Annotated in this window: 11 protein-coding genes and 1 pseudogene; 11 read left to right on the plus strand and 1 reads right to left on the minus strand. The window is 62.4% G+C overall.

Features of this window, described 5'->3' with window-relative positions; all coding sequences use genetic code 11:
* Window positions 1-166: 166 nt before the first annotated feature.
* Window positions 167-1,531, minus strand: a complete 1,365-nt coding sequence (locus PSH80_RS01550) for a formimidoylglutamate deiminase (RefSeq protein ID WP_305418907.1) — start codon at window positions 1,529-1,531, stop codon at window positions 167-169.
* Between the two features lie 78 nt (window positions 1,532-1,609).
* Between PSH80_RS01550 and hutC the strand changes: the two genes are divergently transcribed.
* From hutC to hutI, 11 genes and pseudogenes are all read left to right on the plus strand, one after another.
* The gene (hutC, locus tag PSH80_RS01555; RefSeq protein ID WP_305418909.1) at window positions 1,610-2,389 is read left to right on the plus strand and encodes a histidine utilization repressor; all 780 of its coding nucleotides are present in this window, start codon (window positions 1,610-1,612) and stop codon (window positions 2,387-2,389) included.
* Window positions 2,386-2,946 (plus strand): HutD family protein, encoded by a 561-nt coding sequence (locus tag PSH80_RS01560; RefSeq protein WP_057958049.1) that lies wholly within the window; start codon window positions 2,386-2,388, stop codon window positions 2,944-2,946. Before hutC ends, PSH80_RS01560 begins: the two co-directional genes overlap by 4 nt.
* Window positions 2,947-3,338: 392 nt before the next feature.
* On the plus strand, window positions 3,339-5,024 hold the full coding sequence (hutU, locus tag PSH80_RS01565) for a urocanate hydratase (protein WP_216312174.1): 1,686 nt from the start codon (window positions 3,339-3,341) through the stop codon (window positions 5,022-5,024).
* Window positions 5,025-5,199: 175 nt separating this feature from the next.
* Window positions 5,200-6,671 (plus strand): annotated as a pseudogene (locus tag PSH80_RS01570) (cytosine permease).
* Window positions 6,672-6,739: 68 nt separating this feature from the next.
* Window positions 6,740-7,708 (plus strand): ABC transporter substrate-binding protein, encoded by a 969-nt coding sequence (locus PSH80_RS01575; protein ID WP_057437168.1) that lies wholly within the window; start codon window positions 6,740-6,742, stop codon window positions 7,706-7,708.
* Window positions 7,709-7,780: 72 nt separating this feature from the next.
* Window positions 7,781-8,632, plus strand: coding sequence for a proline/glycine betaine ABC transporter permease (locus PSH80_RS01580; protein ID WP_057958051.1), 852 nt, complete (start codon window positions 7,781-7,783; stop codon window positions 8,630-8,632).
* Entirely contained in the window at window positions 8,629-9,453 is an 825-nt protein-coding gene (locus tag PSH80_RS01585; RefSeq protein ID WP_115127186.1) for a glycine betaine/L-proline ABC transporter ATP-binding protein, read from the plus strand. Before PSH80_RS01580 ends, PSH80_RS01585 begins: the two co-directional genes overlap by 4 nt.
* A gap of 135 nt (window positions 9,454-9,588) precedes the next feature.
* On the plus strand, window positions 9,589-11,112 hold the full coding sequence (hutH, locus tag PSH80_RS01590; protein WP_305418914.1) for a histidine ammonia-lyase: 1,524 nt from the start codon (window positions 9,589-9,591) through the stop codon (window positions 11,110-11,112).
* Between the two features lie 19 nt (window positions 11,113-11,131).
* Window positions 11,132-12,670 (plus strand): histidine ammonia-lyase, encoded by a 1,539-nt coding sequence (gene hutH / locus PSH80_RS01595; RefSeq protein ID WP_115127187.1) that lies wholly within the window; start codon window positions 11,132-11,134, stop codon window positions 12,668-12,670.
* Window positions 12,671-12,762: 92 nt separating this feature from the next.
* Window positions 12,763-14,172, plus strand: coding sequence for an amino acid permease (locus tag PSH80_RS01600; RefSeq protein ID WP_057437175.1), 1,410 nt, complete (start codon window positions 12,763-12,765; stop codon window positions 14,170-14,172).
* A gap of 15 nt (window positions 14,173-14,187) precedes the next feature.
* A complete protein-coding gene (hutI, locus tag PSH80_RS01605) occupies window positions 14,188-15,393 on the plus strand; it encodes an imidazolonepropionase (RefSeq protein ID WP_305418916.1) in 1,206 nt (401 codons plus the stop codon).
* The last annotated feature ends 20 nt before the right edge of the window (window positions 15,394-15,413 follow it).

Here is a 15,413-nt window from a genome sequence, read left to right on the forward strand (position 1 = left end):
AAACCCGATCACTGATGAGCAGTGACAGGCCGCAGGCTAGCCATCGAATCCAACAGGCACAAGGCGGCAGGGATTGTCTCGGAAACGTCCTGCAATTTAAAGGGACACGCCTTGCTGGCCCTTTACAAACCATGACCAACACTCCCACATGGGTTATGGGTTGTTCTTAAGACAACAAGTCTCTCAGGACTTGCGCGAAGGCCCGGCTGCTCTCTTCCTCGCCCGCATGATGCCCATCGCGCACCACCCACTGGCCGTTGACCAACACATCACGCACCTGCCGATCACCCCCGGCAAACAGCCAGCGGTTGAGAATCCCGTCTGCACTGGCCGTCGCCAGGTACGGATCATTGCCGTCCAGCACCAGCCAGTCCGCACGCTTGCCGACTTCCAGGCGACCAATCGGTTGCCCCAGCGCCTGGGCGCCGCCGTCGAGGGCTGCGTCATACAGGGTGCGGCCGACCATCGGTTGATCGCTGCGATACAGGCGGTTGCGCCGCTGGTCGCGCAGGCGCTGGCCGTATTCCAGCCAACGCAGTTCTTCGACCACGCTCAATGACACATGGCTGTCCGAACCAATCCCCATGCGCCCGCCCTGGGCCAGGAAATCCACCGCCGGGAAAATCCCGTCGCCCAGGTTGGCCTCAGTGGTCAGGCACAGCCCGGCAATCGCCCGGCTGTTGGCCATCAATGTCACTTCGTCGGAGTTGGCGTGGGTGGCGTGCACCAGGCACCAGCGCTGGTCGACGTTCACATTGTCATACAGCCATTGCAGCGGGCGTTTGCCACTCCAGGCCAGGCAGTCATCGACTTCCTTTTGCTGTTCGGCGATGTGGATATGCACCGGGCAGCTCTTATCGCTGGCGGCCAATACCGCGCTGATCTGTTGCGGGGTGACTGCGCGCAATGAGTGGAAACACAGGCCCAGTTGCTGCGCTGGTTGCGCGGCCAGGATCGGCTGCAGGCGCGCTTGCAGCTTCAGGTAGTTATCGGTGCTGTTGATAAAGCGGCGCTGGCCGTCGTTCGGCGCCTGGCCGCCAAAGCCCGAGTGGCTGTAGAGCACTGGCAGCAAGGTCAGGCCGATCCCGCTGCTGGCCGCCGCCTGGCTGATCTGGCGCGACAGTTCGGTGGGGTCGGCGTAAGGCTGGCCGCTGATGTCGTGATGCACATAGTGGAACTCGGCGACCGAGGTGTAGCCGGCCTTGAGCATCTCGATATACAGCTGGCGGGCGATGACCTGCAATTGCTCGGGGCTGATCTGGCCGACCATGCGGTACATCAGGTCGCGCCAGGTCCAGAAACTGTCATTGGGGTTGCCGGCGACCTCCGCCAGCCCCGCCATGGCCCGTTGAAACGCGTGGGAATGCAGGTTCGGCATGCCCGGTAACAACGGGCCTCTCAGCCGCTCGGCGCCGTCTGCACTGGCATTGGCCGTCACGTTGGTCAGCAGGCCATCGGCGCTGACTTCAAGGCGTACATCAGTGGCCCATCCATTAGGCAGCAGCGCGCGTTCGGCAAAGAAAGCGGACATGATCAAGGCACCCCGGTCGTGTGTTTATTTGTATATACATATACAGACGTTTGCCTGCTCGGTAAACTCCGGCAATCTATGCATCTTTTCCCCCTGCAAGGATTCCCCGTGCCGACTCCGCCCGCCAAGTCCCCGCTGGCTGCCCACATGGACGAAAGTCCGGCGCCCTTGTATGCCCGCGTCAAGCAGATGATCAGCCAGCAGATTCTCAACGGCAACTGGCCGCCGCACTATCGCGTGCCGTCGGAAAGCGAGTTGGTCAACCAACTGGGCTTTAGCCGCATGACCATCAACCGGGCCCTGCGGGAGCTGACCGCCGAAGGTCTGCTGGTGCGCATGCAAGGCGTCGGCACTTTTGTCGCCGAGCCCAAGAGCCAGTCGGCGCTGTTCGAGGTGCATAACATCGCCGATGAGATCGCCTCCCGTGGCCATAGCCACACCTGCAAGGTGATTACCCTGGGCGAAGAAGCCGCCGGTTCCGAGCGCGCCGTGGCCCTGGAAATGCGTGAAGGCGGGCGGGTGTTCCACTCGCTGATCGTGCACTACGAAAACGATATCCCGGTGCAAATCGAAGACCGTTTCGTCAACGCGTTGGTGGCACCGGAATACCTGCAACAGGATTTCACCCAGCAAACCCCTTACGCCTATCTCAACCAGGTGGCGCCGCTGACCGAGGGCGAGCATGTGGTGGAGGCGATCCTGGCCGACCCGCAGGAATGCAAGCTGCTGCAGATCGAGACCGGCGAGCCGTGCTTGCTGATTCGCCGGCGTACCTGGTCCGGGCGCCAGCCGGTGACTGCCGCACGCCTGATCCACCCCGGTTCCCGCCATAGCCTCGAAGGACGTTTCAGCAAATGAGTGCAGTCAAGGTCTGGCGTGCTGCCGATTACGTACGCATGCCGTGGAAAAACGGCGGCGGCAGCACCGAAGAAATCACCCGTGATGCCGGCCACGGCCTGGAAGGTTTTGGCTGGCGCCTGTCGATTGCCGATATCGGGGAGTCGGGCGGCTTTTCCACGTTTGCCGGGTATCAACGGGTCATCACCGTGATTCAGGGTGCGGGCATGGTGCTGACCGTGGACGGTGAAGAGCAGCGCGGATTGTTACCGCTGCAACCGTTCGCCTTCAAGGGTGAAAGCCAGGTGGTGTGCCGCCTGATCACCGGGCCGATTCGCGACTTCAACCTGATCTACTCGCCCCAGCGTTACCACGCACGTTTGCAGTGGGTGGATGGGGTGCAGCAGTTTTTCAGTACCGCGCACACCGTGCTGGTGTTCAGTGTGGCTGATGAGGTGAAGGTGCTGGGCGAAGTGCTGGGTCATCATGATTGTTTGCAGGTGGACGGTAACAGTGACTTGCTGGATATCAGCGTGACAGGCCGCTGCTGCCTGATCGAACTGACCGCACGCGATTAAACCTGTGGGAGCTGGCTTGCCTGCGATTGCGGTGTGTCAGACAAGTGGCTATCGCAGGCAAGCCAGCTCCCACATGGGTTATGGAGAGGCTGCACAATCTGTTTCCAGGCCCGCACCAAGTTGTTACCGAATGCCCCAGCATGGCGCAATGCCCTGCCTTTGTAGCAATCCTCCAGCGGTTCAAGTCACCCCTTTCAGAAATTTCATAAAGCCTTCAAGCCTTTATTTCCAAGGCTTACACGCGCCTCGGCAATAAATCTTCAGCACGGACTTCCCAAGTTGGCAGTCAGATTGCATATGCTTGTATGTACAAGTAAAGGTGTGTGCATAAGAGTCGCTAAACATCCTCTTCGCACCATCGTGTTCGCGCATCGATTGCTGAGGAGTTTTTTGTGACTGACTTTTCCCAGAACAAGCCTACCAAGTACCGCGACGTTGAAGTCCGCGCCGCCCGTGGCAACACGCTCACCGCCAAAAGCTGGCTGACTGAAGCGCCGCTGCGCATGCTGATGAACAACCTCGACCCGCAAGTGGCCGAGAACCCGAAAGAGTTGGTGGTGTACGGCGGTATCGGCCGTGCGGCGCGTAACTGGGAATGCTACGACCAGATCGTCGAAAGCCTGACCAACCTGAACGACGACGAAACCCTGCTGGTGCAATCCGGCAAGCCGGTCGGCGTGTTCAAGACCCACAGCAATGCCCCGCGTGTACTGATCGCCAACTCCAACCTGGTGCCGCACTGGGCCAGTTGGGAGCATTTCAACGAACTGGATGCCAAGGGCCTGGCCATGTACGGCCAGATGACTGCCGGCAGCTGGATCTACATCGGCAGCCAGGGCATCGTCCAGGGCACCTACGAAACCTTCGTTGAGGCCGGTCGCCAACATTACGACAGCAACCTCAAAGGCCGTTGGGTGCTCACTGCCGGCCTCGGCGGCATGGGCGGCGCCCAACCGCTGGCCGCGACCCTGGCAGGCGCGTGCTCGCTGAACATTGAATGCCAGCAGGTCAGTATCGACTTCCGCTTGAACAGCCGTTATGTCGACGAACAAGCCAGCGACCTCGACGACGCCCTGGCGCGCATCGCCAAGTACACCAAGGAAGGCAAGGCCATCTCCATCGCCCTGCTGGGCAACGCTGCCGAAATCCTCCCGGAACTGGTCAAGCGCGGCGTGCGCCCGGACATGGTCACCGACCAGACCAGCGCCCACGACCCACTCAATGGTTACCTGCCTGCCGGCTGGACCTGGGAGCAGTACCGCGCCCGTGCCAAGACCGAGCCGGCTGCCGTGATCAAGGCCGCCAAGCAGTCGATGGCCGTACACGTCAAGGCGATGCTGGACTTCCAGAAGATGGGCGTACCGACCTTCGACTACGGCAACAACATCCGTCAGATGGCGCAGGAAGAAGGCGTGGAAAATGCCTTCGACTTCCCAGGCTTTGTACCGGCCTACATCCGCCCGCTGTTCTGCCGTGGCATCGGCCCGTTCCGTTGGGCGGCACTGTCGGGCGACCCGCAGGACATCTACAAGACCGACGCCAAGGTCAAAGAGCTGATCCCCGACGACGCCCACCTGCACAACTGGCTGGACATGGCCCGCGAGCGCATCAGCTTCCAGGGCCTGCCGGCGCGCATCTGCTGGGTTGGCCTGGGCCAACGTGCCAAGCTCGGCCTGGCATTCAACGAAATGGTACGCAGCGGCGAACTGTCGGCGCCGGTGGTGATCGGCCGCGACCACCTGGACTCCGGCTCGGTGGCCAGCCCCAACCGCGAAACCGAATCCATGCAGGACGGTTCTGATGCCGTGTCCGACTGGCCGCTGCTCAACGCCCTGCTCAACACCGCCAGCGGCGCGACCTGGGTTTCGCTGCACCACGGTGGCGGCGTGGGCATGGGCTTCTCCCAGCACTCCGGCATGGTCATCGTCTGCGACGGTACCGACGAAGCCGCCGAGCGTATTGCCCGCGTGCTGCACAACGACCCGGCCACCGGGGTGATGCGTCATGCTGATGCGGGTTATCAGGTCGCGATTGATTGCGCCAAGGAGCAGGGTCTCAATCTCCCGATGATCAAGTAACGCCTGGCTCGGTTCTTGTGGGAGCTGGCTTGCCTGCGATGCGGGCGACTGGGTCTGTCAGGCAGACCACGGTGATGCAATCGCAGGCAAGCCAGCTCCCACATTTGACCTGCTGTGTATTTGAAACATGTTTGAGCCGCACCACCGAAAACAATCCATTAGAGGTTGAACACCCATGGCTGCAAAAGACGCGCGTGCAAGCTCCACCCCGTTGATCGAAAGGCGTTCGATCGACTACATCCCGGAAGCGGAAAGACACGGTCGTCTATTGAGCCAGTTCACCCTGTGGATGGGCGCCAACCTGCAAATCACCGCGATTGTCACCGGGGCCCTGGCCGTGGTGCTGGGCGGTGATGTGTTCTGGTCGTTGATCGGTCTGTTGATCGGTCAACTGCTGGGCGGCGGCGTGATGGCGTTGCATGCGGCGCAAGGGCCCAGGCTTGGGCTGCCGCAGATGATTTCCAGCCGGGTGCAGTTCGGTGTGTATGGCGCAGCCATCCCGATTGTGCTGGTGTGTTTGATGTACCTCGGTTTCACCGCCACCGGGACCGTGCTGTCCGGTCAGGCGCTGGGCCAGTTGTTTGGGGTCAGCGACAGTGTCGGCATTCTGATTTTCGCCAGTGTCATCGTGCTGGTCACGGTGCTCGGTTACCGGGTGATCCATTTCATCGGCCGTGTCGCCAGCGTCATTGGCGTGATTGCTTTTGTGTACCTGTTCAGCCGCCTGATGAGCCAGACCGACGTTGGCGCGCTCCTGCAAATCCGCCACTTCAGCTGGAGCAGCTTCCTGCTCGCGGTGTCGCTCGCGGCCTCCTGGCAAATCGCCTTTGGGCCTTATGTGGCTGACTATTCCCGCTACCTGCCGCGCAACACGTCCTCGGTGAAAACCTTTCTGGCCGCAGGCGCAGGTTCGGTCATTTGGCGCCCAAGTGGCGATGATCCTCGGCGTGTTTGCCGCTGCGATGTCCAACGGGCAATTTGCCGGTAACGAAGTGGCCTACATCGTAGGTCTGGGCGGCACGGGGGCCACGGCGGCATTGCTGTACTTCAGCATCGCATTCGGCAAGGTCACCATCTCCACGCTGAACTCCTACGGCAGCTTTATGTGCATTGCGACCATCGTCAGTGGCTTTCGTGGGCGCATGGAGGTCACGCGCCTGCAGCGCCTGGTTTTCGTGCTGCTGATTTGTCGGCGCGGCGACCCTGATCGCGTTGCTCGGCCAGCACTCGTTCCTCAGTGCGTTCAAGTCCTTCATCCTGTTTTTGCTGGCGTTCTTTACGCCCTGGAGCGCGATCAACCTGGTGGACTACTACTGCATCACCCGCGACCGCTATGACGTGCCGGCACTGGCCGATCCGAACGGTCGCTACGGCCGCTGGAACCTGCTGGGTATCAGCGTCTATGTGTTCGGAGTGCTGGTGCAGTTGCCGTTCATCGCCACCAAGTTCTACACCGGGCCCCTGGTGGCCAGCCTGGGCGGGGTGGATATTTCCTGGATCATCGGCCTGGTACTGCCCGCGGCCCTGTATTACGTGTGTGCAAAAAAATGGCACGGCGCAATGCCTGAACGACTGATTTTGCCGATAGAGCAGGGCGCTACAGCTATAGCTACCCCTAAAAACAACGGGCTGATTACACAAGCCTGATGGGACGTGGACAAGGCAGGATGCCTTTTGACTGCCGTAATCCATTTCATGATTGGGAGCGTCACATAATGAGAATGCATAAGACCCTGCTGACCCCATTGCTCGCCGCCGGCCTGCTGGCCAGTGCTGGCGCCACCCAGGCGGCCGGCTGGTGCGAGTCGGGCAAACCGGTGAAGTTCGCCGGCCTTAACTGGGAAAGCGGCATGTTGCTGACCGACGTCCTGCAAGTGGTCCTGGAAAAAGGCTACGACTGCAAAACCGATAGCCTGCCGGGCAATTCCATCACCATGGAAAACGCCCTGGGCAGCAACGATATCCAGATCTTCGCCGAAGAGTGGGTTGGCCGTAGCGAAGTGTGGAACAAGGCCGAGAAGGCCGGCAAGGTCGTGGGTGTCGGCGCCCCTGTGGTCGGTGCGGTTGAAGGCTGGTACGTGCCGCGCTATGTGATCGAAGGCGACGCCAAGCGCAAACTCGAAGCCAAGGCCCCGGACCTGAAAAACATCGCCGACCTGGCCAAGTATTCTGCGGTGTTCAAGGACCAGGAAGAGCCCGCCAAAGGCCGCTTCTACAACTGCCCGGCCGGCTGGACCTGCGAGCTGGACAACAGCGAAATGCTCAAGAGCTATGGCCTGGAAAGTTCCTACACCAACTTCCGCCCTGGCACTGGCCCGGCGCTCGATGCGGCGGTGCTGTCGAGCTACAAGCGTGGCGAGCCGATCCTGTTCTACTACTGGTCGCCGACGCCGCTGATGGGCCAGGTGGACCTGGTCAAACTCGACGAAAAACCCGGTGTGGATAAACGCGTGACCATCAAGGTCGGCCTGTCCAAGACTTTCTACGAGCAGGCCCCGGAACTGGTGGCGGTGCTGGAGAAGGTCAACCTGCCCATAGACCTGCTCAACCAGAACCTGGCGCGCATGAGCAAAGAGCGCATTGACTCGGCGAAGCTGGCGAAGATCTTCCTCAAGGAGCACCCGCAGGTTTGGCACGCCTGGGTCAGTGAAGACGCAGCCAAGAAAATCGACGCGGCCTTGTAGGCCCAGTGCCCCCGGCTACCCTGAACAGGCAGCCGGGCACCCGGCCACACTCCACTGGATCGAGAGCACGTTATGTTTCCTGAGAGTTTTACGTTTTCCATCGCCGACTGGGTCAACGGTTGGGTCGATGCACTGGTGACCAATTACGGCGATGTGTTCCGGCAGATCTCCGACACCTTGCTGTGGGCCATCGTCAACCTGGAGGGCCTGCTACGCGCGGCACCCTGGTGGCTGATGCTGGCGATAGTCGGCGGCATTGCCTGGCACGCCACCCGCAAGGTGCTGACCACGGCGGTGATCGTCGGCCTGTTGTTCCTGGTGGGAGCGGTCGGCCTGTGGGACAAGCTGATGCAGACCCTGGCGCTGATGATGGTGGCCACGGTGATCTCGGTGCTGATCGGCATTCCCCTGGGCATTCTCTCGGCGCGCAGCAATCGCCTGCGCTCGGTGTTGATGCCGCTGCTGGACATCATGCAGACCATGCCCAGCTTCGTGTACCTGATCCCGGTATTGATGCTGTTTGGCCTGGGCAAGGTGCCGGCGATTTTCGCCACGGTGATCTACGCCGCGCCGCCACTGATTCGCCTGACCGACCTGGGCATTCGCCAGGTGGACCGGGAAGTGATGGAAGCCATCAATGCCTTCGGCGCCAACCGCTGGCAGCAACTGTTTGGCGTGCAACTGCCGCTGGCCCTGCCGAGCATCATGGCCGGGATCAACCAGACCACCATGATGGCCCTGTCGATGGTGGTGATCGCCTCGATGATCGGCGCCCGTGGCTTGGGTGAGGACGTATTGGTGGGCATCCAGACCCTTAACGTCGGGCGCGGCCTGGAGGCTGGCCTGGCGATTGTGATTCTCGCAGTGGTCATCGACCGCATTACCCAGGCCTATGGTCGTCCACGGCATGAGGCGAGCAAATGACTACTGTCAGCAAGATCGAAGTGAAAAACGTATTCAAGATTTTCGGTGCGCGTGAGCAGGAAGCCCTGGCGCTTATTGGCCAAGGCCAGACCAAGGACCAGGTGCTGGCACAGACCGGTTGTGTGGTGGGCGTGAATGACCTGTCCCTGAGCATCGGCACCGGCGAGATCTTTGTGATCATGGGTCTGTCGGGTTCCGGCAAGTCCACCCTGGTGCGCCACTTCAACCGCCTGATCGACCCCACCAGCGGCGCGATCCTGGTGGACGGCGAAGACATCCTGCAACTGGATATGGAAGCCCTGCGCCAGTTCCGCCGGCACAAGATCAGCATGGTGTTCCAGAGCTTCGGCCTGCTGCCCCACAAGAGCGTGCTGGACAACGTCGCCTATGGCCTGAAAGTGCGCGGTGAAACCAAGCAAGTGTGCACCGAGCGTGCATTGCACTGGATCGAAACCGTGGGCCTGAAGGGCTACGAAAGCAAATACCCGCACCAGTTGTCGGGCGGCATGCGCCAGCGCGTGGGCCTGGCCCGGGCCCTGGCGGCCGACACCGACATCATCCTGATGGACGAGGCGTTCAGCGCCCTTGACCCACTGATCCGCGCCGAGATGCAGGACCAGTTGCTGGAGCTGCAAAAGACCCTGCACAAGACCATCGTGTTTATCACCCACGACCTGGATGAGGCCGTGCGCATCGGTAACCGCATCGCGATCCTCAAGGACGGCAAGCTGATCCAGGTCGGCACGCCGCGGGAGATCTTGCATTCGCCGGCGGATGAGTATGTGGACCGGTTTGTTCAGCGGCGGGCGGCGGTGGTCTGAGCCGGGGTTTGTGGTGAGTCGGCTGGCCTCTTCGCGAGCAAGCCCGCTCCCACAGGGGAACGCATTCCAAGTGTGGGAGCGGGCTTGCCCGCGATGAGGCCGGCAAGGCCGCAAAAATTTGAAGAAGGTATGAAGATGTCCCAGGCTAAAAAAGTCGTCATCGCCGACACCCCCCTGCACTGGCAGGACGTGGTTGCCGTCGCGCGCTTCGGCGCCGAGCTGGAGCTGTCGGGCCCGGCCTGGGCGCGGATCGACAATGCCCAGGCCATCGTGCAACGCATCGTCACCAGCGGCGAGCGGGCCTATGGCGTCAACACCGGCCTGGGCGCCTTGTGCAATGTGTCGCTCAAGGGCGAGCAACTGAGTCAACTGTCGCGCAACACCTTGCTCAGCCACGCCTGTGGTGTGGGAGCGCCGCTGAGTGATGAACAGACCCGCGCGATCATCTGCGCGGCCATCATCAACTTCAGCCAGGGCAAGTCCGGCCTGCATCCGCAGGTGGTGCATTCGCTGCTGGCGCTGCTCAACCATGGCATCACCCCGCACGTGCCGTCCCAGGGCTCGGTGGGCTACCTGACCCACATGGCCCATATCGGCATTGCCCTGCTGGGAGTGGGAAATGTCAGCTATCGCGGCCAGATTGTGACGGCCGAGGCGGCGCTGGCCGCCGAAGGCTTGCAGCCGGTGGTGCTCGGCGCCAAGGACGGCCTGTGCCTGGTCAATGGCACACCATGCATGAGTGGCCTGAGCTGCCTGGCCCTGGCCGATGCCCACCACTTGCTGCAATGGGCCGATGTGATCGGCGCCATGAGTTTTGAAGCACAACGCGGGCAGATCGATGCCTTCGATGAGCAGATCATCGCCCTCAAGCCACACCCCGGCATGCAGCAGGTCGGCAGTAACCTGCGGGCCTTGCTCGAGGGCAGCGAGGTGATTGCCGCCAGCCGTGGCATTCGTACCCAGGACGCGCTGAGCATCCGTTCGATCCCCCAGGTCCACGGCGCCGCCCGCGATCAACTGGAGCACGCCACCCGGCAGATCGAAACCGAACTCAACGGTGCCACCGACAACCCACTGCTGCTGGGCACGCCGGACAACTACCGCGTGGTGTCCCAGGCCAACCCCCACGGCCAGTCCGTGGCGCTGGCGGCGGATATGCTGGCCATCGCCATGGCGGAAATCGGCTCCATCGCCGAGCGCCGCCTGGACCGCCTGATCAACCCCCACGTTAGCGGCTTGCCGGCATTCCTGGTGAGCAACCCGGGGGTCAACTCGGGGATGATGATCGTGCAGTACGTCGCCGCTTCCCTCTGTGGGCAGAATCGCCAACTGGCGCAGCCGGCCGTGCTCGACAACTTCGTCACCTCGGGCCTGCAGGAAGACCACCTGAGCATGGGCACCAACGCCGCGCTCAAGCTGCACTCAGTGTTGGCAAACCTCACCCAGATCCTCGCCATCGAATACCTGTTGGCGGCCCAGGCCTTTGAGTTCCTCAAGGCGCAAGGCTTCGGCGCCGGCACCCACACCGCCTGGCGCCTGCTGCGCGAGCACGTCCCGGCCTATGAACAGGACCGTTGGTTGGCGCCGGACATCGCGACCACGGCGGCGCTGCTCAAGGACACCGATTTGTTGAACCACGCTTTACCGAATTTGCACTGAACCCTATTTCAAAAGGAGCATGAATGTGACTGCGCTAAATCTGATTCCAGGCCAACTGACCCTTGCCCAACTGCGGGCCATCTACCAGCAGCCGGTAACCCTCAGCCTGGATGACAGCGCCTCGGCGCAGATCGAAGCCAGTGTGGCCTGTGTCGAGCAGATTCTCGCCGAGAACCGCACCGCCTATGGCATCAACACCGGTTTCGGCCTGCTGGCCTCGACCCGTATCGCCAGCGAAGACCTGGAAAACCTCCAGCGTTCCCTGGTGTTGTCCCACGCGGCCGGCGTCGGCGAGCCGATCAGCGATGCGCTGGTGCGTTTGGTGATGGTGCTCAAGGTCAACAGCCTGAGCCGCGGTTTCTCCGGGATTCGCCGCCAGGTGATCGACGCGCTGATCGCCCTGATCAACGCCGAGGTCTACCCGCATATCCCGCTCAAGGGCTCGGTGGGCGCGTCCGGTGACTTGGCGCCGCTGGCCCATATGTCCCTGGTGCTGTTGGGCGAAGGCAAGGCCCGTTACAAAGGTGAGTGGCTGGAGGCGACCGAAGCGCTGAAAGTCGCCGGCCTCACGCCGCTGACCCTGGCTGCCAAGGAAGGCCTGGCGCTGCTCAATGGCACCCAGGTCTCCACGGCCTACGCCCTGCGTGGCTTGTTCGAAGGCGAAGACCTGTTCGCCGCCGCCATCGCCTGTGGCGGCCTGACCGTGGAAGCGGTGCTGGGCTCGCGCTCGCCGTTCGACGCGCGCATCCATGCGGCCCGTGGCCAGCGTGGGCAGATCGACTCGGCCGCCGCCTATCGCGACCTGCTCGGTGAAAGCAGCCAGGTGTCCCAGTCCCACCAGAACTGCGACAAAGTGCAAGACCCGTACTCCCTGCGCTGCCAGCCGCAAGTCATGGGCGCCTGCCTGACCCAGTTCCGCCAGGCGGCCGAAGTGTTGGTGGTCGAAGCCAACGCGGTATCGGATAACCCGCTGGTATTCGCCGCCGAAGGCGATGTGATCTCCGGCGGTAACTTCCACGCCGAACCGGTGGCGATGGCCGCCGACAACATGGCCCTGGCCATTGCTGAAATCGGCTCCCTGAGCGAGCGCCGTATCTCGTTGATGATGGACAAGCACATGTCGCAATTGCCGCCGTTCCTGGTGGGCAATGGCGGGGTCAACTCCGGTTTCATGATTGCCCAGGTGACGGCAGCGGCGTTGGCCAGCGAGAACAAGGCGTTGTCCCATCCCCATAGCGTCGACAGCCTGCCGACGTCGGCCAACCAGGAAGACCACGTGTCGATGGCGCCGGCTGCCGGCAAGCGCCTGTGGGAAATGGCTGAAAATACCCGGGGGGTGCTCGCAGTGGAATGGCTGGCCGCCTGCCAGGGCCTGGACCTGCGCGATGGCCTGAAAACCTCGCCCAAGCTGGAAAAGGCCCGTGGGATCCTGCGCGCCAAAGTGGGGTTCTACGACAAGGACCGCTTCTTCGCCCCGGATATCAACGCCGCCAGCGAACTGTTGGCCAGCCGCTGCCTGAACGAGTTGGTGCCGGCCAAGCTGCTGCCAAGCCTGTAAGCAGCACACCGATCCTGTGTGGGAGTTGGCTCCCGCATGGGGTCGCCCATAGGTTCGGATTCTCTCTGGATAACAATAATTAGGGACGAGAAATGCACCAGCAAGCACAAGGTCTCAAACGCGGACTGACCGCCCGCCATATTCGCTTCATGGCACTGGGGTCGGCGATCGGCACCGGGCTGTTCTACGGTTCTGCCTCGGCGATCCAAATGGCCGGCCCGGCGGTGTTGCTGGCCTACCTGATCGGCGGCGCCGCCGTATTTATGGTGATGCGCGCCCTCGGCGAAATGGCCGTGCACAATCCGGTGTCCGGCTCGTTCGGCCAGTACGCCAGCACTTACCTGGGCCCGATGGCCGGTTTTATCCTCGGTTGGACCTACGCTTTTGAAATGATCATCGTCTGCCTGGCGGACGTCACCGCCTTCGGCATCTACATGGGCTTCTGGTTTCCCGAGGTCGCACGCTGGGTCTGGGTGCTCGGCATCGTCCTACTGATCGGCGGGCTGAACCTGTGCAACGTCAAGGTGTTCGGCGAAATGGAGTTCTGGCTGTCGTTGCTCAAGGTCGGCGCGATTGTCGCGATGATCCTTGGTGGGTTCGGCATCATGCTGTTTGGCGTGCATTCGGCGGCTGACGCACCGGCCAGCGGGTTGAGCAACCTGTGGGCCCATGGTGGCTTCATGCCCAATGGCCTGGGCGGCCTGATCGCCTCGTTTGCGGTGGTGATGTTTGCCTTTGGCGGCATCGAGATCATCGGCATCACTGCCGGTGAAGCCAAGGACCCGCAACGGGTGATCCCCAAGGCGATCAACGCGGTACCGCTGCGCATCCTGCTGTTCTACGTGCTGACCCTGTTTGTGCTGATGGCCATCTACCCATGGCCGCAGATCGGCAGCCAGGGCAGCCCATTCGTGCAGATCTTCAGCAACCTGGGGATTGGCTCGGCGGCGACCATCCTCAATATCGTGGTGATCTCGGCGGCCGTCTCGGCCATCAACAGTGACATCTTCGGCGCCGGCCGCATGATGTACGGCCTGGCCCAGCAAGGGCAGGCGCCCAAGGGCTTTGCGCAACTGTCGCGCCACGGTGTGCCGTGGATGACCGTGGTGGTGATGGGCGCAGCGCTGCTGGGCGGCGTGGTGTTGAACTACCTGATCCCGGAAAACGTATTCCTGGTGATTGCCTCGATTGCCACCTTCGCTACCGTGTGGGTGTGGCTGATGATCCTGGTCACGCAGGTGGCGATGCGCCGCTCGATGACCAAGGCGCAGATCGCCGAACTGAAATTCCCGGTACCGTTCTGGCCCTATGCGCCGGCGGCGGCCATTGTGTTCATGCTGTTTATTTTTGGTGTGCTGGGCTACTTCCCGGACACCCAGGCCGCGCTGCTGGTGGGCGCCGTATGGATCGTGTTGCTGGTCCTCGCCTACCTGCTGTGGGTCAAGCCCGCAGCCGGGCAAGCGGCCAAGGTCAATTACGACCCGGCTTTGTCTCACCGATAACTTAGGGAGGCGTTGATGAAAACGCTTTGGCAACACTGCCACATCGCAACCATGGCCCGGGGCGAGTACTCGATCATCGAGGATGGCGCCATGGTCACGGCCGGTTCGCTGATCGAGTGGATCGGCCCCCGTGCCGAGCTGCCGCCTGGCGACTACGCGCAGACCCATGACTTGCAAGGGGCGTGGGTCACGCCGGGGCTGATCGACTGCCATACCCACACGGTATTTGGCGGCAACCGCAGCGGCGAATTCGAGCAGCGCCTGCAAGGCGTGAGCTACGCCGAGATCGCGGCGGCCGGCGGCGGCATTGCCAGCACCGTACGCGCCACGCGTGCGGCGACCGAGGACGAGCTGTTCGACAGCAGCCGCAAGCGCCTGCGCAGTTTGCTGCGCGATGGCGTGACCACGGTGGAGATCAAGTCCGGCTACGGTCTGGACCTGGCCAACGAGCGCAAGATGCTGCGGGTGGCCCGGCGCCTGGGCCAGGAGCTGCCGGTCAGCGTGCGTGCCACGTGCCTGGCGGCCCATGCGTTGCCGCCGGAGTACAAGGATCGCGCCGACGACTACATCGAGCACATCTGCAACGAGATGCTGCCGACCCTGGCAGCAGAAGGGTTGGTGGATGCGGTGGATGCGTTCTGCGAATACCTGGCGTTTTCCACCGAGCAGGTAGAGCGCGTGTTCAAGGTCGCGCAGCGCTTGGGGTTGCCGGTAAAGTTGCACGCCGAGCAACTGTCGTCGCTGCACGGCTCCAGCCTGGCGGCGCGGTATCAGGCGCTGTCGGCGGATCACCTGGAGTTCATGACCGAAGAAGACGCCATCGCCATGGCCGCCGCCGGCACCGTCGCCGTGTTGCTACCGGGCGCGTTTTTCTTTTTGCGCGAAACCCAGTTGCCGCCGATGGACGCCTTGCGCAAGCACGGGGTGAAGATCGCCATTGCCAGCGACCTCAACCCCGGCACCTCGCCGGCCTTGTCCGTGCGGCTGATGCTGAACATGGCCTGCACCTTGTTCCGCATGACCCCGGAAGAAGCCCTGGCCGGTGTTACCCGGCATGCCGCCACGGCGTTGGGCATGGGCGACACCCATGGCTCGCTGGAAGTGGGCAAGGTCGCGGATTTTGTCGCCTGGCAGATCGACCGCCCCGCCGACCTGGCCTACTGGCTGGGTGGCGAGTTGGATAAACGCGTCGTGCGCCATGGCGTCGACGTCGATGTGTAAGGTTGCCTTTGTGAGTAAGG

The sequence above is a fragment of the Pseudomonas sp. FP818 genome, assembly GCF_030687335.1.
Taxonomy (GTDB): Bacteria; Pseudomonadota; Gammaproteobacteria; order Pseudomonadales; family Pseudomonadaceae; genus Aquipseudomonas; species Aquipseudomonas shahriarae.

What these genes read in the sequence shown, in the direction of transcription:
- PSH80_RS01550 (WP_305418907.1), bottom strand. Translation starts at nt 1,531, where the DNA reads ATGTCCGCTTTCTTTGCCGAACGCGCGCTGCTGCCTAATGGATGGGCC.
- hutC (WP_305418909.1), top strand. Translation starts at nt 1,610, where the DNA reads ATGCATCTTTTCCCCCTGCAAGGATTCCCCGTGCCGACTCCGCCCGCC.
- PSH80_RS01560 (WP_057958049.1), top strand. Translation starts at nt 2,386, where the DNA reads ATGAGTGCAGTCAAGGTCTGGCGTGCTGCCGATTACGTACGCATGCCG.
- PSH80_RS01575 (WP_057437168.1), top strand. Translation starts at nt 6,740, where the DNA reads ATGAGAATGCATAAGACCCTGCTGACCCCATTGCTCGCCGCCGGCCTG.
- PSH80_RS01580 (WP_057958051.1), top strand. Translation starts at nt 7,781, where the DNA reads ATGTTTCCTGAGAGTTTTACGTTTTCCATCGCCGACTGGGTCAACGGT.
- PSH80_RS01585 (WP_115127186.1), top strand. Translation starts at nt 8,629, where the DNA reads ATGACTACTGTCAGCAAGATCGAAGTGAAAAACGTATTCAAGATTTTC.
- hutH (WP_305418914.1), top strand. Translation starts at nt 9,589, where the DNA reads ATGTCCCAGGCTAAAAAAGTCGTCATCGCCGACACCCCCCTGCACTGG.
- hutH (WP_115127187.1), top strand. Translation starts at nt 11,132, where the DNA reads ATGAATGTGACTGCGCTAAATCTGATTCCAGGCCAACTGACCCTTGCC.
- PSH80_RS01600 (WP_057437175.1), top strand. Translation starts at nt 12,763, where the DNA reads ATGCACCAGCAAGCACAAGGTCTCAAACGCGGACTGACCGCCCGCCAT.
- hutI (WP_305418916.1), top strand. Translation starts at nt 14,188, where the DNA reads ATGAAAACGCTTTGGCAACACTGCCACATCGCAACCATGGCCCGGGGC.